Source organism: Paenibacillus sp. 19GGS1-52, from assembly GCF_022369515.1.
In the GTDB taxonomy this organism is placed as follows: domain Bacteria; phylum Bacillota; class Bacilli; order Paenibacillales; family Paenibacillaceae; genus Paenibacillus_AQ.
In genome coordinates this window covers 2,585,790-2,603,941 of record NZ_CP059724.1, presented here as the reverse complement: position 1 = coordinate 2,603,941, position 18,152 = coordinate 2,585,790, and the positions used below count along the sequence as shown (strand labels likewise).

Sequence of the window (18,152 nt, the reverse complement as noted above, 5' to 3'; positions counted from 1 at the left end):
CCTTGTTTAGAGACTACAATGTTTCCGCTTACTAAAGAATAATATAACCCTTAGAGTCTACTTTAACGCAAGTTTTATTTTCAACAAAGAGAACGTTACTAATCTCTAAGGGCTACCCGGAAATAATACCTCTCCTGTTCCCTGCTTAATCTTCACAATTTCGGCTAGAGTGCTGGATAGTTCGCCTGGCGGATAGGGCTTTGTTAAATACTTTTGGACTACAGTCATTAAGTCTTTGTCTGTGGGGTCGAGGGCAGAGGAGATTACAATCGGAATATTCTCCGTTCTTGAATCATCCTTTAGCATACGGATTAAATCCCAACCATCCAGCTCTTCACCCAGCATCAAATCTACCACAATCGCCACATATGGATTTTTCAGAGCCTGCTCAAAGGCTTGTTCCGGATGGTAATGGTGTGTGACCCTAAATCCCTTGCCTTTCAGCTCCTCTGACAGCAGCAAAGAAAGACTGTAATCATCTTCAACAATCATGACATTTAATTTATTATCTTTATCTGTACCCCACTTGTTCAAATCATCATCCCGGGGATTCTCCTCAGCATGCAGGGTAGGGAGACTGAACCAGACGGTAGTGCCCTCGCCTTCAATCGAATCAATGCCTATAGTCCCCTGCTGTTTCTCAATGATTTCCTTGGAAATGGCCAGTCCAAGGCCTGTTCCGCCGATTCTTTTGGATGCGCTATTATCAACTCTGCGGAACTTTTGGAACAACTGACCGATTTGATCCTTAGGTATCCCTAGTCCACTGTCCTGTATCCGTACAATTACCTGCTCTGCTTCATTATGCAAGTGTACTCTTACCTCATGACTTTGCGGTGAGAACTTGATCGCGTTACTTAACAGATTGGTCAGCACCTGGATAATCTTATCTTTATCTACCGCCACTTCTGAATGATGCGCTTCATCTACCAGTTGCATTTGATGTGTACTGCTCAGCTTATACTGATCCATAACTCCCAAAACAATTTCACTAAGGTTCGCATGTTCCGTATTATATTGCTGTTTGCCTGACTCCATACGCTGCAGATCCAGAAAATCATTAATAAGATCCGTTAATCTCTTCGCCTCTTTATGAATCGTCTCCAGATACTTCAATTGCTTCTCCGGTTTCATGGTTCTGGACAGCAGTAGCTCTGTGAACCCGAGCACACTCGATAAAGGAGTTCGCAGCTCATGACTAACCGTACTAACCAGCTCCGATTTCATCAAATCCAGTTCGTATTCTCTGGTAATATCCCGGTGTACGAATAACGTACCGATGCGGAGCTCGCGGCGATATACAGGTATGGCATATACATCAATATGCTTCAGGTGTTCTGTGCCAATGGAGTATTGCATGCTGCTGGAATCCACGGTGTGCTCGGACATCGCTTTTTGATAGAATAACCGCAGTTCAGCGGACTCATTGGACGTTTCTATGAAGTGTTCCTTCCACTTTTCCTTAGGGATCAAGGTTCCCTCAGTCCAATCATAGTAATTAAAAATTTCGCAGAGCGCTTTATTGACATGCAGCATGGTCCCATCCGTGTGAACAAACTGAATGCCTTCATTGATGTTATTTACAATATCCCGATTCAGCTTTCGGCCATGTTCAATTTCCTCATACATAAATATCCGCTCAATGGCCAGAGCCACCCGGTTCATCATGCCGTCAATCTCATTAATCTCTTCAACCGTAAAGGAATGTCCAATCCGGCTTCCACAAAATACAGCCAAAATCTCATCTTCGGCATTCACTACGGTTGTGTAAAAATCATAACAATAGACTTCATCAGCAGAAATACCCAGCTCTGATTGTGTCGCCTGACGCTTAATGATATAAGTCTTCTCTGATTGCAGGCGATATAACATATCCTCACTGTCATTCTCAAGGTAACGGTCAACCTTTGCTTGGGAAATCCCTTTAACAGCAGTAATCTTATCTTTAACCAGTAGAAAAAAGCTGGAATCAAATGCATAGAACCGATTCATAAATTGCAGAAACTTATCTGCAAATTCTTGTTTATCCAGCGTGTAGCTAATATCATGATTCAGCTGATTATTGAGCTCCAGCATCATTTTGGTTTGTTCCGTATGCTTAAGCATCTCTGCCAGCTCCTGCTGCACACTCTTCATCGAGGTAATATCATTGGCTATGAGGATATACTGATATATTTCCCCTTCAGCGTTCAGATACGGTACAATGCTCAAATTCACCCAAAGGATAGTACCATCCTTGGCCAGAAGCTGCACTTCGTTGCTCCATACCCCTCCTGTACTCAGTTTGTGGAATATTTGCTGCATAAGTACTGAAGAGAAATTGTGCAGTTCAAATAACCGATAGGTATAACCGATGATTTCGGATTTCTTATATTTTGTATATCCGCTCAGATTCTCATTGGCATAGGTGAACACCCCTTTATGCGTAAGAATCCCTACAGCTGCTGAATGATCCAGTGCTTTCATCATGCTCTCAATTTCAGTTAAGGAACGCTGCAGCCTGGACTGTTGGTCCTGAAGTTCATCCTGCTGGGCGTGAAGCTCTTCGTTCTGCATCATAAGCTCTTCTTCTTTATCCTGAATACTTCTCGCCATATTATGAAAAGCTTCATACAGCCGCCCGATCTCATCCTGTTTCTTAAGCTTGTCTAACAGAACTCCCTCTCCAGCCGCGAGAGAATGGGTTGCACCCTCAAGCTTCAGAATCGGATCAATCAGACTTTTGAGAATCCGCCAAACCATTACAGTGAAGAATAGCAGGATAACAATGCTGAACATGAAAGCGATTAGAGTAAAGTTATCCGCCTGTTTAATCGAATCCTTGTCCATCACATTTAAGGCATTATCCGAATTTCGCTTGAATTCTTTGGTATACGCGAGGAAATCATTTACCGATTGAGTGCTGCCTTTCTGGGATAGCGCTCTCAAACCTGCATAGTCATCGGCTTCAACCAGTGCAATCGCCGCTGGGAGGATTTCCGTTTTATATTGAACATAAAATACGGATAAGTCATCATTGAATTGTATTTCTTCTGCTGTTAGCTGGAGCTTCGCATACGTACTCAGAACCCCATCCAGATTCAGGAGTGCTGTCTTTAAGAGCTTCAGTTCATTGTCACTCTTAAGTGACGAATACCCTCTCGCCCGAAAAAACACCTCTTTCAGCGTGCTGGCTAATTCATTAATCGTATCCGCCTTGTTCTCCATGACTTCTCGTTTATGGCTTAAACTACTCTGCTCATTCTGTATGTAGATGAAGAATACCGTTCCTGAACATATAATTAGCGCAAATACACTGAAAATAATCCGAAAATATCTTTTTTTGATACTATGCTTAGCTTGGTTAGCCATGATCACTTAGAATCCCCTCCACAATCTGCAGGAGTTCTATCGGACTGAACGGTTTCGGCATAAAATAACGTGCGCCCGCCACTATAGCTCTATTGCGGTCAACTTCTTGTGCTTTAGCCGTCAGCATTAAAATAGGCAAAGCACTCTTCATGTCCATGCTCAGCCGCCCCAGCACCTCTATCCCCGTCATTTCTGGCATCATATAATCCAATATCATCAGGTCGTAGTGATCCGCTGACAGTCTCGCTAGCGCCTCTAAACCGTTCTCGGCAGTATGGATCTCTACATTTTCCAAATCCTCCAGCGTATCTGTGATTAACATTCTTAACACTTCTTCATCATCTACAACAAGCACCTTCTGCATGATTAATTCCGCCTTTTTTTTCATTCTGTAACACAGCTAGCACGCCTTTAAAATAAAAATCTATAAGCCAGTCGTTCAATTCTCGACAGCAGTTCAGGCATATGAAACGGCTTGATTACATAATCATCTGCGCCCATTTGCAGGGCATGGACAATATCCGCCTGATTATTTCTACCAGTCAGCATAATGACTAATATATTAACCTCCGGGTAAGTCCGTCGGATTCGCTCCAATACTTCAACACCATCAAGATCCGGCATCACTCCATCGAGCAGGATGATATATTTCTCCTCACTGGAGTACCAATCCGCTTCCAGAAAATCTAATCCATTGGCATAACTTTTTATGTTGACGGTTCCAATATTCGCCGGTCTCCAGGTAGAGAAGTGACTGTTCATGATCCGCCGAATCAGGGCATCATCATCCACAATAATCACATTAAGAACCTTGTCTTTTTTAATAACCAACAAATGTTCAGAATACAGAATTGTCTGATTTCTTCCGGCATTCTTGCTGGCATAAAGCGCCTGATCGGCTTCCTCAATCAGTCTGTCGGATTCTTGATCAGCTTCCGTGACTTCTGTAATACCGCTAGAAAAGCTTACTTGGAAGATTTCATTCTTAGCCGAGAATTCTAATGAAGAGAAATTCTTCTGAATACGCTCTATGACTAGCAGTGCTGAAGCGGCATCCGTATTGGGCAGAAACAAAGCAAATTCCTCTCCACCGAAACGGCAAAAGGTATCTTCCACTCGTATAGAATTCAGTACAAGATGAGAGAACGCCTGCAAAACCTCGTCCCCGACAAGATGCCCATAACTGTCATTCACTTTCTTGAAATGATCGAGGTCAATCAGTGCCAATGAGAATATACGACTAGTGCGTTTAAAATCTGAAACCAACTGCTTCATTGTCTGATTAAAATGTTTGCGGTTAAAAGCACCGGTCAGTTCGTCCACGATTATCGCTTCTTGCCATTCTCTCTTCAGTTCAAAGCGATTTTTGATTAGCATCAGGAACAGATCCAGATCTACCGGTTTGCATACAAAATCCATCACACCTAACGAATACGCATGCAACTGAATTTCTTTGGAATGTTCTCCACTGATAATAATGATCGGAATATGCTCTTTTTTGGCCTTGCCAATAATTTGATTTAAGACTTCAATCCCACTTATATCGGGCAGTAGGATATCGAGTAGGATCATATCCGGTTTACTTCCATAGAACTTCTTCAACCCACGTTCAGCGGATAATGCAATGCTTACATAATAGGACTGTTTCTCCAATGTTTCTTTCAGAATAGCAACCAACTCAACGTCGTCATCAATGATAAGGATCTCATTCTGCCGAATCTCTTCATTATTTAGCTGTTTGGCTGAATTGAGGGAATTGATCATTACGGAAGACGAGTTCTTGTCGATAAGCGTATTAAAGGGGAATAAATAATCGCCCCACTCCTCCATGGACCAGCTTTTATGACTATCATCCGAGAAGAACAACAGCGTGCTCTCGGCTAAGGCTTCAACCTCTCTCATCCCAACCGTTCCAGCGGTGCCTTTTAGATTATGCAGAAACCGATAAATCTCTTTTTCCGTAATTTCCGGCTGCTCCGACCACTCCTGCAAGGTTTGCTTAATTCGTTTCTCCACAAGATCTTTGTACTTTTGTATAGTCATAGTTGCTCCTTATGTTCATCATCTCAATCTCTCACTTCAACACATATTCAACAGATTGTCAATCAGATCTATTTTAAATTTAAAATATAAACTCACTGGATCAGAATACTGATCAGAGTGATATAAAACCTTTGGTTGAAGCTTCTGCTCTCATTTGACATAATAGTTGAAATGGTTCATTCCGTTAACGCGGCGGATGATCACAGATAATCAAGGGAGGCCGTTTCATTGAAAGGGATTATTACTGTACTGGGAAAAGACAAAGTAGGGATTATTGCCAAGGTCTGCACCTATCTTGCAGAGCACAATTTAAACATTCTGGATATTTCACAGACCATTGTTCAGGACTATTTTAACATGATGATGATCGTGGATATTTCCAGCGCCACTAAATCCTTCGAGGAAATTGTTGAGGAGCTGCACCAGGTGGGCGAGACCATCGGCGTAGAAATCAAACTGCAGCACGAAGATATCTTCAACATTATGCACCGTATTTAAGAATTTTTAGGAGGAGTAACATGATTTCACTCGTGGAAGTGCAGGAAACCAATAAAATGATCCGTGAAATGAATCTGGATGTGCGCACGATTACCATGGGGATCAGCCTTATGGATTGTGCCCACCCGGATATGAAGATTTTTAACCAGAATGTGTATGACAAAATCACCAGATCTGCTGAGAAGCTGGTCAAGACCGGCGAAGATCTGGAAAGACAATTTGGTGTTCCGATTGTTAATAAACGGATTTCCGTTACCCCAATCTCCATTGCTGCTGGTGCGATCAAGACCGATACTTATGTGCCTGTAGCAGAAATGTTGGACAGGGCTGCCAAAGAAGTAGGTGTTAACTTTATCGGCGGTTTCTCTGCCTTAGTGCAAAAGGGCTGTACCACAGGCGACCGGATTCTTATCGATTGTATTCCTGAAGCGTTGGCCGTCACAGAAAGAGTGTGCGCTTCCGTGAATGTAGGCTCCTCCAGAAGCGGAATTAATATGGATGCCGTAAAATTAATGGGTGATATCATTGTCCAAACGGCGATGCGTACCAAGGATAGAGATTCGATCGGCTGTGCAAAGCTGGTCGTTTTTTGCAACGCGGTTGAGGATAATCCGTTCATGGCTGGTGCCTTTCATGGTGTCGGTGAGCGGGAATGTGTAATCAACGTAGGTGTCAGTGGTCCTGGTGTAATCAAGCGGGCGCTGGAAGAAGTAAAGGGTCAGGACTTTGAGACCTTATGCGAAACGATCAAACGTACCGCATTCAAGGTTACCCGTGTGGGTCAACTTGTAGCACAGGAAGCCTCCAAACGCATGGGTGTTCCTTTTGGAATTATTGACCTGTCTCTGGCTCCAACCCCCGAAATCGGCGATTCCATTGCTGAAATCTTTCAGGTTATGGGACTCGAAGAAGCTGGCGCTCCCGGAACAACAGCCGCACTGGCCATCCTGAATGACAACGTGAAAAAGGGCGGCGTTATGGCCTCCTCCTACGTTGGGGGACTCAGTGGAGCCTTCATTCCGGTTAGTGAGGACCACGGTATGATTCAGGCTGTTCAGCGCGGTGCACTAACGCTTGAGAAGCTCGAAGCCATGACCTGCGTATGTTCTGTAGGCTTGGACATGGTGGCGATTCCGGGAAGCACATCCAAGGAAACCATCTCTGGTATCATCGCTGACGAAGCTGCTATTGGCATGGTCAACAATAAAACAACCGCCGTTCGTCTAATTCCGGTCATCGGCAAAGATGTAGGCGAAATGGTTGAATTCGGCGGATTGCTGGGTTACGCGCCAGTTATGGCGGTCAACTCCTTCAGTTGCGCCAACTTCATTAATAGAGGCGGACGAATTCCGGCTCCGATCCACAGCTTTAAGAACTAATACTGAACAACTGGTGTTTCTGCGCGGACGCACCAGGAACATAAACAAGCAAGTCTCCAATAAACGGAGACTTGCTTGTTTAGCTTTTCGGAGTTGTAAGAATCCTATATTATAATATGGCTCAATTTATCAGGGTCGAGGATCAGGTACAGATCCTGAATATGTTCTCCGTCAAGATTCAAGCAGAGTACCCCCGTAACTTTGCCTTGCTGTGTAAAGACAATATTGGACTCACCATTAATTAACGCAAAGGAAGACTCCCAGCTCCGCAACTGGTTCAGCACCCGGCGTGAGGTCAACAACGCAACCACGCCCTTGCGTCCCACCATTGGTCTAAGCACCGTATGCACCTCTCCACCACCCCCGTCAGCTATCAGTACTGGGTGATCTGCCAATAGCTCCAGCACACGATTGACGTCATAGGCTGCAAAAGCTGCAGTGAAGCGCTTCAGCAGCGTTTGTCTTGCCGGTTCATTGACGGAGCTTCGTCGCTCCGATGTAGACACTGGCTGCAGATTGCGCTTGGCGCGGCTGAATATTTTACGGCAATTCGCTTCAGACTTGTCCACCATATCCGCAATCGCCTCATATTCATACTGAAACACTTCCCGCAGCACAAAAACGGCCCGTTCAGTTGGTGTAAATTGCTCCAGCAGCACCAGAAAAGCATACGACAATGTCTCCTTGCGTTCCACTATCGCTTCAGGACCCTCATAGGTATCCGTTACAGGTTCCGGCAGCCATTCTCCAATGTAGGTCTCCCGCTGGTTATGCGCCGAATGCAGCATATTCAGGCAGCGGTTAGTGATGCCTTTGGCTACATAGGCCTTGATATTTAGGATCTCGGTCCGGTCCCGCCGCTGCAGCTCTGCAAAATAATCCTGAACCACATCCTCTGCGTCAGCCACAACTCCGACCATCCGATAGGCAATGGAGAAAGCATACTTTTGATAGCTTAAATAGAGCTCCTCCATGTTATGCTGTTCCATTACCCCCGCTCCTCCTTGGTCACCTCTACTATTCTTCCAATCAGTCAAAACAGCCTGGATACATTCCTGTGGAGATCGCTATCCGATTCCAGCTGTTTATCGTGTTAATCGCCATAATGAGATCGATGAACTCTTCCTCACTGACAAATTCTCTTACTTTATCATATACCAGCTGAGGTACGCCTGCCTGTCCGATATTCGCCACCGCCTCGGCAAGCTCCAGTACAGCCCGCTCTTTCTCTGTAAATAGAGGAACCTCTCTCCATACACTAAGCAGCAGAATCCGGTCGCCATGATCACCCAGCTTGAGCAGATCCTTGGCATGCATGTCTAGGCAAAAAGAACAGCCATTGATCTGGGATACCCTTATTTTGATCAATTCATAGAGAACTTTATCCGTGCAACGACTGCTTGTATACTGTTCTAATGACATCATTGCCTTAAGTGCCGTCGGGTTTGCCTTTTGATGATTAAATCTTAATTCCATCTTGATCGCCTCCTAAAAGTGTGTACATATAGAAGACAATCAAGCACTCCGTTTTGTGACACATGGCCCTATAAATTCATTATAAATTCTGAAAAATGCAGTAATAGAATCTTTAAGCCGCGGCTCGCTTGGCTTTGCGGATCGTAATCATCCGCCAGCCTGTCAGGAGCGCTGAAACCAGGCAGATACCCGCTGAGGTCATAAATACCACATGCATGCCGGAGAGGAAAATATCCGGATGACCAGGGACCAAATCGGTTACCCGGTGCCCCGCCTTACTGCTCATCACATTGAACAGGATCGTCGTCGCGACGGTAATGCCGACCACCATGCCCACATTGCGGACCAGTGAGTTAACGCTGCCCGCTGAGCCGAGTTGTGTTCGTGGCACTGTGGACATGATCAGCGAATTGTTGGGCGATCCGAACAAGCCGCTGCCGATGCCGAGCATGGCGATCCATAGTCCGACCAGAACAACAGAGCTTCCGTCATGCAGTCGGGCCAAGCCAAATTGAGCGATGACCATCACTATAAGCCCGGCGAACGTCAGGAATTCGGAACCAATTTTATCCGATAACGCACCGCTCAGCGGAGCAACGATGACCATAGAGATTGGGAATAGCATGAGCAGAAAACCCGCATAAAATGGTGACAGATTCAGCATGTTCTGTGCATAGAACGGGGCAATGATGTTGAAGCAAAAATTCGCTACGAACACTAAAAAAGCACAGAGAATACTTAACGAAAATAGCGGATTCTTGAACAGAGACAGCTGAAGCAGCGGGTGGGACCCGCGCAATTCGAGGATGATGAAGACAATAAAGGCTGCGGCTGCCGTGGTCAGCGCCAAGATAATCCGGTTGTCCCCGTATCCAAGCTGCTGCCCGAGCAGTAGACCGGCAAATAGGGTGATAATAAAGACGGCAAACAGCATGCTGCCGGGAATATCTATTTTGGATTTAACGCGGACCAAGTCTTTCGGCAGAACCTTCCAACCGAGTACAATCGCAATCAGCCCAATCGGAACATTCACCCAGAATATATATTCCCAACCCAAAGTGGACACAATAATGCCGCCCAAGCTGGGTCCGGCGATACTGCCGAGAGATACAAAGGTACCGATCAGACCAAGCGCCTTGCCGCGTTCCGTTGACGGAAAGATATCTGTAACAATCCCCTGGCTGTTCGCCATGGTCATTGAAGCCCCCATGGCCTGAATAATCCGCGAGGCAATCAGGAACGGCAGGCTTGCGCTTAGTCCGCATAAGAGGGAGCCGATGATAAAGATAATAGTGCCTATTTTGAATATTCTGATCTTTCCGACGATGTCCCCAAGCTTCCCGAAGAAGAGGATCACTGAACATATCGCCATCAAATAACCGGTAGTCACCCATACGACCTGGCCCATCGGCAACTGCAGCTCCTTCACGAGCACCGGCAAAGCAATATTAACGATGCTTCCGTCAAGCGTGGACATAAAGGTAAACAGATTTAAGACTATCAGGATAATCCAGCGTTTTTTTTGAATTTCTGCATCCTCCTGATAAGTCGCGCTTATCGAACTCATCATTAACACCCTCTTAAATCCATATTTCCGAAAATAGTTGCACACGCAACTAACTGGCTATTTGTAGTGTACCGCAATTTAGTTGCGTGCGCAACCTCTTTGCTGTAGTATTTTAATCAGAACAGCATTGGTAGGCAAGTATTTTACGTAAAAGAGGTGTCGATTTTGACTTTGAAAAAAGAACCCATCGGAAAACTGATTTCCCAGCTCCATCGCCAGAATCAAAAAATCCTGGCCAAAGAGCTGACGCCATACGGACTCGGCAGCGGCGGGCAGCACACCTTTCTTAAACTGATCCTTAACCAGCCTGGCATAACGCAGGATCAAATGACCAATGAAATGAAATTTGATAAAGCAACAACTGCCCGTTCCGTCAAATATCTTGAGGAATCGGGATATATTGACCGCAGAATTGATCCCAATGACCGCCGCTCTTCTCTGCTCTATCCGACTCCCAAGGCGCTCGAATTCGCTCCGGTGTTTAAATCGATCCTGGAAGAATTCAACCGCAAGCTTGCCGCCGATTTAACGGAAGAAGAAGTCGATCTGCTAGTTACTTTGCTCCAAAAGATCACAAAGAATTCCGAAGCGTTAAATCAGCAGAATTGATGAGGCGCACGCCAGAAGCACAGCACCTTTCCCCGCAAACAACCGCCTGGCGGATTTACTAATGTCAGCATCATGTGCCCACATAAAATCGAGATAGTTCCGATTGCTCCACTGCTGAATATATATCGTTCACTAGCGTTTCAATGGAAGCATTGCCCCAGGATGGGTCGGTCATGTCTGCGAAATCAAATGGACGCTGCATGGAATATTTTAGGTGGATTTGTTCATGAAACAATGGTACATTAATTTGGGTTCAATAGCACGGATGTTCGTGTTCGTTATGTGTTATTGGGATAATGCGCAAGTCGTGATATTGGTTTAGGCTCATATTAATTATATTGGGGGATGGTATCGGCATGGACAAGAATTCAGTTTATCGAACAAACATTATAGGCGCAGGTGAGGTTGGTAGCGCTATCACGGTCGATTTGGACAAGGATTCTATACATAAAACAAACAGCATCTTTTGGGATACAAAAGGAAATGAAGTCTTAGGAGCAACCGCGCTTCCTCTCTATGGAGCATTTGTCTCAGAAGAAAAGTGCCAACTTTTTGGTGATATCTCCGGAAAAAAAGTGCTGGAAATAGGCTGTGGAAGCGGTCAATCCCTGCAATATGTGGGGCAACGCAAAGCCATTGAACTATGGGGTACAGATATATCAGAGCAACAAATCGAAAAGACAAAACAGCATTTGACATCGTGTGGTCTTTCAGCAAATTTGATCTGTTCTCCCATGGAAGATGAATGTGGGATCCCGGAGGATTATTTTGACTTCGTTTATTCGGTTTATGCCATAGGCTGGACCACCGACCTTGAGGGTACTTTTAGCCGGATCGCTTCTTACCTAAATAAAGATGGCATATTTATTTTCAGCTGGTCTCACCCTATACACAAATGTGTTGTTGCCGAAAATAATATGCTTGCTTTTAAAAAATCTTATTTTGATGAATCTTGGTATTCGGTATCACTTGATGAAGGTACGCTAACATTATCGGATCGTAAACTATCAACCTATGTAAATGCGCTCTCAAAAGCGGGATTTGTTATTGAACAAATGATTGAGCAATCTGATGATGAAATTATGCAATCGCGGGACGATAACAGTGATTTTGCCAAAAAAGCAAAGATGCTTCCTGTAACTTTTGTAATCAAAGCAAGAAAACTATAGTTCACCGTAAGTTAAAGTAGAATCATAAACCTTTCACTATTCCTTTACTTCAACTAATCCTTCATCATCACCAATGATTTCAAGCACTGGCTTTTCAAATGCTTTCAATATTGAATTATTTAGTCTCCATTCTAAGTCTGCTTTACTCTCACCACTAAGTATATTTTTACCCCAAATCCATGAAGTAGGTATGTCATTATCATAATAAACTTCACATACATCATATGAAACTAAACCATTTTTCCAATCCTTTTTTAACACTCTATAATTCCAGTATTTATTCATCTTCGTTCTCCTCAAGGTTAATTTTAATATAACGCCCTTTTAACTATACTGCCCGTTAACGTAATAGAGCTGCCGTTCGTACCGGCAGCTTCGTTTCGGATGCTCATTTTACTAACGTTCTCCGCTAGCATGCCTGATATGGCTAATTTTTCAGAGACTCAGTTTATTTCAAATGAATATCGTTATTTTGTAACGTCGCCATGATATGTAATACCGGGTACCGGAGAATACTCTTTCAGCTTTTCCTCTTTCACTTGCCAAATGCCCTTAATAAAGTAACCGTACATCGAATCTGTTTTTGCTGGTTCTAGTACAAAGTCCAGAGTTTGTTTTACTAGACCAGCCTCTTGCTTCACTATGGCGACTCGTACCGTAATGATAAAATTTTTATCCTGCTTCACGTCTATAAATTGGGTGTCAATAACGGCTGGATAGATTCCGCCTATAGGAACGATATTTTCGGGACCAATCACATTGCTGTCAAAATATCCTGAACGAAGCGGCTTCACTAGGTCAGGGTTCCGTGAATCAAATCCGATGATATACTGCATGATTAGGTCATGGAGGGACAGCCAATAGATTCCCTTCGCTAAATTATCGTCCCAAACATTTTCCTTCGTATTAATGTTAACTGTCTTGGATTCGTTATTCCAAAGAACGGATGCACCAAGTGCCGATGCAATCGTACCGATGGGTACGAGCACACGCCCGTTCTCCATTTTAGGCGGAACGTCTGTGGATACAGGATTACCGTTCAGTATAATACGAATCGGGATGGCCGCATGTACTGCCGTCGCTACCGAGAGAAGAACTACACAAATAAGTGCGGTTTTTAAACCATTCTTGAAATGTTTCATAGCTAACAGCTCCTACCATCAGATTTACTTGCTATCACCTTTCGGCTCTTTGAAAAATAGAGATAGATTACCGATGATTTCTCTCACGCCTTCCGAACAGAGGGCGAATAAAACACGTCAGCATGCATATGCTGAATTTTGTCCCAGTTGCCGGGATTGGTCGTGTCTGGTGAGCGGTGCCCCAGAATGTCCTGATATAGGGCTGTTTTTTGTTCCAAATGGGCTACGTGCCGTTTGGCTTCTTCGAGCTTAACGAGCGCCACCTCTTTATGCTCCATCATGAGTGCGCTGCGTTGCGGAATGGTCGAATCCCCTTCGAGACAGAGATCGACATATTTTTTGATGATTTCAATCGGCATCCCAGACTGCTTGAGACATCTGACGCCATGCAGCCAGTTGATCGATTCTTCGTCGAACAGCCGGATATTATTCTCATTTCGCTGTACGCTTGGCACCAACCCTTTATCGGTGTAAAAGCGAACAGCATGCTCGGTGAGTCCCGTTATCAGGGCGGCTTCTTTGACTGTATGCATGTGTGATCCTCCTAAAAAAAATAATAAGATTGTTTGACTTCGTGTTACACGAAGGAGATAGGCTTATTGTAATGCAACACGGACGTAAGTGGAATCCCCGCTTCATTGCCCGATTCCTGATAAATACGCCGTTTGCTGTTGTACATTAAACACTAGGAGGAATTTACAATGCTAACCGTAACATTGAACAATGGTGTAAAAATGCCGATCATCGGCTTTGGTGTCTACCAAGTTCCGGATGCTGAAGAATGCGAGAATTCCGTATATGAAGCGCTGATGGCTGGTTACCGTCTGATCGATACCGCGGCCGGTTACCTCAATGAGGAAGCGGTAGGACGCGCGATCACACGTAGCGGCGTGCCGCGTGAGGAGCTGTTCATCACGACCAAGCTTTGGATTCAGGATGCCGGCTACGAGAATGCCAAGCTTGCATTTGCTAAATCCTTGAAGAAGCTGCAGCTCGACTATCTCGATCTATATCTTATTCACCAGCCGTTCGGCGACTACTACGGCGCTTGGCGTGCGATGGAAGACCTGTACCGCGAAGGCAAGATCAAGGCGATCGGTGTCAGCAACTTCCTGCCCGACCGTCTGATGGACCTCATCGTGCATAACGAAATCGTACCCGCCGTCAACCAGATCGAAACACACCCGTTCTACCAGCAGACTGAGAGTGCTGCTTTTATGAAAGAACAGGGAGTTCAACACCAGTCGTGGGCTCCTTTCGCTGAAGGACTTAATAACATGTTCGGCAACGAAGTGCTGGCCTCGATCGCAGAAAAATACAACAAGTCCATCGCTCAGGTCGTTTTGCGCTGGCTTGTTCAGCGTGAAGTCGTTGTAATTCCAAAATCGGTGAGAAAAGAGCGGATCGTCGAAAACTTCGACATTTTCGATTTTGAGTTGAGCGCGGACGATATCGAACAAATCTCCGCTCTCGATACGCGGGATAGCCTTTTCTTATCCTACCACGATCCGAAATTCGCCAAGATGCTGGGTACCTTGAGAGTCGATCTGTAAACCTTGGTTGAACCGCAAACTCATCACACGTTTATCCTAATCTAAGAACGGACAGGACGAGCCGTTCGCTCTATGCTATCAGCGGTTACTTTGTATAGTTGGTGCGGCAGGTCGTGTCCCATGCCGTCAACCAACATTAGCTCGGCGCCCGGGATGGCAGAAGCCGTATCCTCCCCACACGCTGGGACAAACAGGGGATCTTCCACCCCATGAATGACAAGCACTGGTACTTTTATGGTCGCCAGCCGCGGACGACGGTCACCGGAGACAGCAATAGCCGCAATTTGTCGCCCGACGCTGCCTGGATCGTAGGCTCGCTGGACTTCCTCCAGAATGAGCGCCCGATATGCATCCTCTTCAAACGGATAGCCAGTGCCGGCAATGCGTTTGGCAAAAGAGAGGCTGTGCGCCAAAAATCCTGCTTCATCCTCAAATGGGTTTGGCGCCGGTTTAGTCATCATAGCTATGACATCCGGCGAGGTTTGCGGAAGGGCGGGATTACCAGAACTGGACATAATGGAGGTGAGTGATAACACCCGTTCAGGGTACTCAATGGCTGCAATCTGAGCGATCATTCCGCCCATCGACCTGCCAACGAAATGTGCCTGGTCAATTGAAAGGGCATCGAGTAGTCCGATAGTATCGTTGCACATGTCATCGAGAGTGTAAGGGATGTCCGGTCGCTGTCCCGACATGAGAGCAGTAGCCAGTGCGTCAAAATCCAGCGTCCGATAATGGCTAAAGTGTGTCGAGCAACCTGCGTCACGATTGTCAAAGCGGATCACGCGAAAGCCTCGCGCTGCTAATATCCGACAAAAAGGAACCGTCCAGCGAATCATCTGGGTTCCAAGCCCGGCGATTAGGATAATAGCCTCGTCGTTTTCGTTACCGAAACTGTCATAGGCCAAATCGACGCCGTTAACTTTCAGGATGTTCATAATATGTTCTCCTCCTATTAATTCGGTCTCGGATATTCTGCTATGGGCAGAAGACGTAAATTTTCGACCGCTAATTCCTTCCCTTCAGGGAAGGAATTAGCGGCTATTTTTTTAATATGGTTTCTGATATCAGGTGCCCAGTCATCAATGAAGTGGTAAAAACGCTCCAAATCACCTGCATATAATTCTCGCAGAGCTTCTTCGTATTGAGGGAAGTTCCCGGCCATAGCTGTCATAAAGTGATGTGTTGCTTCTTGTGACTCTCGGATCTTGCTCTGTTTTCCTCCAGCATGGCGAGCCTCGTCAACGAGTTTTCGTAATGTTACCGATGCCCCTCCAGGTTGACTCTTGAGCCATTCCCAATGCCGTGGCAATAACGTAACCTCACCGGATACAACCCCCAGCTTAGGGCGACCGACCGGCCGTGTAGGTTGGTGATTCCCTTCCGTACTGGACAAGTCACCAAACTGTTCTCCTAATCGTTTGAGCACATCATCTGTCTTCCCACGAAAATCAACATCTATTTGCTTCCCCGTGGAATCGTCAAATATAAGCAGCTGTGTGAGGTCTCTGTCATCCAGAGTCTCCTTTACTGTAGAAATAACGTGCTGCAAGGAACCACTGGCGATGATTCCCACACCCAAAAATGCCGTGCAGTAAAGATCATTTATCATGCTGTACCTCCTCCTCTGAATGCCACGCTAATTATACCCGGGTAAAAATAAAAAATCAATATCACCCTGGTAAAATGCCGCAGCCCCCAACTATCGCCGCCAACTGACTTGAATGTTCAGCCATACATATCACACACTCTCTACTTAAAAAGTTGACTTTAATGAACACACTGTTGATTTATAACTGCGTTGTTCATTATAATGAAAGTATGACGAGCATAAAATAATCAACATTTTCAACTATTTCATTAAGGGACCACTATTCATGCACCTGTTCGTTACTCAGAAATAACCTTGTAGGAGGACTGAATATAGTGGCTGAGAAGCTTACGGATCTTCGTGTCATTCGTACCAAAGGACTGATGGAGGAAGCTTTGCTGGCCTTAATTGAAGATAAGGGCTTTGAGGGAGTTAACGTCCGAAGTTTAACGGAGAAAGCCGGAATAAACCGGGGAACCTTTTATCTGCATTATCAGGATATTTATGACCTACTGGATCATATCGAAGCTGAATTGATTGCCGGAATGGAAACTCAATCTGCTCAGTGGGAGTGGAGTATAGTAGACTCCGTATATCAAGTCTCTGAGAATGAACCGTTTGCTACGATTATGAGTTTTTTTAATTATTTGAACGAACACGCACGCTGGTTCAGGATTATCTTTTCGTCTACCGGGTCTGCAGCCTTTGGAACTAAACTCAAGTCCTTAATTCGGACCCGAATGTTTGAGAAAACCCCCCCAGAACTAGTCGAAGCCAAGTCTTCAGAGGTGCCGCCAGATTATCTGATTGCCTATTTCAGCGCTGCCCATTTCGGCCTCATCCAGCATTGGTTTGAGACCGATCAAGCCTTTCCCCCCGCGAGATGGCCTTAATGCTTACCCGACTGATTCGCGATGGTCCGATGCAGACTGCGCTGAATATGCGAACAAATGATGTTGAAAGGAATGAATGATTACTATGTCCATAGAAAATGTGAAAGCCCATTTCCGGCTCCATAACAGGGGACAGGATGTCCAAGAGTTCGCCACCTCCAGTGCTACCGTCGAACAAGCCGCAGAGACCATCGGCGTTATTCCCGCTCGCATTGCTAAGACGCTTTCTTTTCGAGGAGAAGGTGAAGCTGCCATTCTGGTCGTAGCCACCGGAGACGCTAAAGTAGACAACAAGAAATTCCGGGAAACCTTTGGATTTAAAGCTAGAATGCTGACTCCGGACGAAGTACTTGAACAAACCGGCCATGCGATCGGCGGGGTATGCCCTTTTGGACTGACACATGAACTAGATGTGTTCCTGGATGTCTCTATGAAGCGGTTTAGCACGCTATTTCCGGCCTGCGGAAGTACCAACTCAGCGATAGAGCTGACCTGCGATGAACTCGCACAATACTCTGGCAGCAAGGATTGGGTTGATGTATGTAAGGACTGGGAATAAGAGCTTATAACTAACAATAGCCTCTAATTTAGCCGTAACTAAGCAAGGGCGGACAAGAAATCCTGTATGAAATCCAAGATTTGCTCGTTGTAGAACGTGAGATAACAATAATTCTGTATGAAATACAACATTTACTCGTTGTTAAGCATGATGTGGCAACAAATGCTGTATTTGATACAACATTTAGCTGAATCAGCGCCATATCATCAGGCAATGTTGTATTTGTTACAACATTTTTGCAGCACGGAATTTCTGGAAATGTATAGTGAAGATTTTTCTTACTCATATCTACAAAAAAGCAACCTGAACCGTTAGTCACGGT

18 protein-coding genes are annotated in these 18,152 nt (G+C 45.2%); 7 read left to right on the top strand and 11 right to left on the bottom strand.

Annotated elements, in window-relative coordinates; all coding sequences use genetic code 11:
• Positions 1 to 105: 105 nt before the first annotated feature.
• From H1230_RS12225 to H1230_RS12215, 3 genes are read right to left on the bottom strand one after another with little or no spacing between them, the layout of a single operon-like run.
• Complete coding sequence (locus H1230_RS12225; protein WP_239715724.1) at positions 106 to 3,351, bottom strand: ATP-binding protein; 3,246 nt, start codon at positions 3,349 to 3,351, stop codon at positions 106 to 108.
• On the bottom strand, positions 3,344 to 3,715 hold the full coding sequence (locus H1230_RS12220) for a response regulator (protein WP_239715723.1): 372 nt from the start codon (positions 3,713 to 3,715) through the stop codon (positions 3,344 to 3,346). The genes H1230_RS12225 and H1230_RS12220 overlap by 8 nt, the downstream gene beginning before the upstream one ends.
• A gap of 47 nt (positions 3,716 to 3,762) precedes the next feature.
• Positions 3,763 to 5,394 carry a GGDEF domain-containing response regulator gene (locus H1230_RS12215; RefSeq protein ID WP_239715722.1) on the bottom strand — a complete coding sequence of 544 codons (1,632 nt, stop codon included), beginning with the start codon at positions 5,392 to 5,394 and terminating at the stop codon, positions 3,763 to 3,765.
• 228 nt (positions 5,395 to 5,622) lie between these two features.
• Here H1230_RS12215 and H1230_RS12210 point away from each other — a divergent pair, with 228 nt between their 5' ends.
• Together H1230_RS12210 and H1230_RS12205 are read left to right on the top strand one after the other, a co-directional pair.
• Entirely contained in the window at positions 5,623 to 5,892 is a 270-nt protein-coding gene (locus tag H1230_RS12210) for an ACT domain-containing protein (RefSeq protein WP_154118268.1), read from the top strand.
• Positions 5,893 to 5,915: 23 nt separating this feature from the next.
• Positions 5,916 to 7,271 (top strand): PFL family protein, encoded by a 1,356-nt coding sequence (locus H1230_RS12205; RefSeq protein ID WP_275591248.1) that lies wholly within the window; start codon positions 5,916 to 5,918, stop codon positions 7,269 to 7,271.
• Positions 7,272 to 7,375: 104 nt separating this feature from the next.
• Here the strand turns inward: H1230_RS12205 and H1230_RS12200 are convergent, their stop codons facing one another.
• The 3 genes from H1230_RS12200 to H1230_RS12190 form a co-directional block, all read right to left on the bottom strand.
• Positions 7,376 to 8,260: a sigma-70 family RNA polymerase sigma factor gene (locus tag H1230_RS12200; protein WP_239715720.1), complete on the bottom strand. Its 885-nt coding sequence runs from the start codon at positions 8,258 to 8,260 to the stop codon at positions 7,376 to 7,378.
• A gap of 40 nt (positions 8,261 to 8,300) precedes the next feature.
• The gene (locus tag H1230_RS12195; RefSeq protein ID WP_239715719.1) at positions 8,301 to 8,747 is read right to left on the bottom strand and encodes a carboxymuconolactone decarboxylase family protein; all 447 of its coding nucleotides are present in this window, start codon (positions 8,745 to 8,747) and stop codon (positions 8,301 to 8,303) included.
• Between the two features lie 112 nt (positions 8,748 to 8,859).
• Complete coding sequence (locus H1230_RS12190) at positions 8,860 to 10,314, bottom strand: MFS transporter (protein ID WP_239717274.1); 1,455 nt, start codon at positions 10,312 to 10,314, stop codon at positions 8,860 to 8,862.
• A 171-nt stretch (positions 10,315 to 10,485) separates the two neighbouring features.
• Here H1230_RS12190 and H1230_RS12185 point away from each other — a divergent pair, with 171 nt between their 5' ends.
• Both H1230_RS12185 and H1230_RS12180 read left to right on the top strand, forming a co-directional pair.
• Positions 10,486 to 10,923: a MarR family winged helix-turn-helix transcriptional regulator gene (locus tag H1230_RS12185; RefSeq protein ID WP_239717272.1), complete on the top strand. Its 438-nt coding sequence runs from the start codon at positions 10,486 to 10,488 to the stop codon at positions 10,921 to 10,923.
• 356 nt (positions 10,924 to 11,279) lie between these two features.
• Positions 11,280 to 12,092, top strand: coding sequence for a class I SAM-dependent methyltransferase (locus H1230_RS12180; protein WP_239715718.1), 813 nt, complete (start codon positions 11,280 to 11,282; stop codon positions 12,090 to 12,092).
• A 36-nt stretch (positions 12,093 to 12,128) separates the two neighbouring features.
• Here the strand turns inward: H1230_RS12180 and H1230_RS12175 are convergent, their stop codons facing one another.
• From H1230_RS12175 to H1230_RS12165, 3 genes are all read right to left on the bottom strand, one after another.
• On the bottom strand, positions 12,129 to 12,377 hold the full coding sequence (locus H1230_RS12175) for a hypothetical protein (protein WP_239715717.1): 249 nt from the start codon (positions 12,375 to 12,377) through the stop codon (positions 12,129 to 12,131).
• A gap of 182 nt (positions 12,378 to 12,559) precedes the next feature.
• Complete coding sequence (locus H1230_RS12170) at positions 12,560 to 13,234, bottom strand: stalk domain-containing protein (RefSeq protein WP_239715716.1); 675 nt, start codon at positions 13,232 to 13,234, stop codon at positions 12,560 to 12,562.
• Between the two features lie 83 nt (positions 13,235 to 13,317).
• Complete coding sequence (locus tag H1230_RS12165; RefSeq protein ID WP_239715715.1) at positions 13,318 to 13,767, bottom strand: MerR family transcriptional regulator; 450 nt, start codon at positions 13,765 to 13,767, stop codon at positions 13,318 to 13,320.
• A 168-nt stretch (positions 13,768 to 13,935) separates the two neighbouring features.
• On the opposite strand from H1230_RS12165, the gene H1230_RS12160 reads away from it, so the two are divergent.
• Positions 13,936 to 14,787: an aldo/keto reductase gene (locus tag H1230_RS12160; RefSeq protein WP_239715714.1), complete on the top strand. Its 852-nt coding sequence runs from the start codon at positions 13,936 to 13,938 to the stop codon at positions 14,785 to 14,787.
• Positions 14,788 to 14,828: 41 nt separating this feature from the next.
• Here the strand turns inward: H1230_RS12160 and H1230_RS12155 are convergent, their stop codons facing one another.
• Together H1230_RS12155 and H1230_RS12150 are read right to left on the bottom strand one after the other, a co-directional pair.
• The gene (locus H1230_RS12155) at positions 14,829 to 15,725 is read right to left on the bottom strand and encodes an alpha/beta fold hydrolase (RefSeq protein ID WP_239715713.1); all 897 of its coding nucleotides are present in this window, start codon (positions 15,723 to 15,725) and stop codon (positions 14,829 to 14,831) included.
• A gap of 17 nt (positions 15,726 to 15,742) precedes the next feature.
• Positions 15,743 to 16,399 carry a DUF2239 family protein gene (locus H1230_RS12150; protein WP_239715712.1) on the bottom strand — a complete coding sequence of 219 codons (657 nt, stop codon included), beginning with the start codon at positions 16,397 to 16,399 and terminating at the stop codon, positions 15,743 to 15,745.
• 314 nt (positions 16,400 to 16,713) lie between these two features.
• Between H1230_RS12150 and H1230_RS12145 the strand changes: the two genes are divergently transcribed.
• Positions 16,714 to 17,271, top strand: coding sequence for a TetR/AcrR family transcriptional regulator (locus tag H1230_RS12145; protein WP_239715711.1), 558 nt, complete (start codon positions 16,714 to 16,716; stop codon positions 17,269 to 17,271).
• An 85-nt stretch (positions 17,272 to 17,356) separates the two neighbouring features.
• On the top strand, positions 17,357 to 17,830 hold the full coding sequence (locus H1230_RS12140; protein WP_239715710.1) for a YbaK/EbsC family protein: 474 nt from the start codon (positions 17,357 to 17,359) through the stop codon (positions 17,828 to 17,830).
• Positions 17,831 to 18,152: the final 322 nt, after the last annotated feature.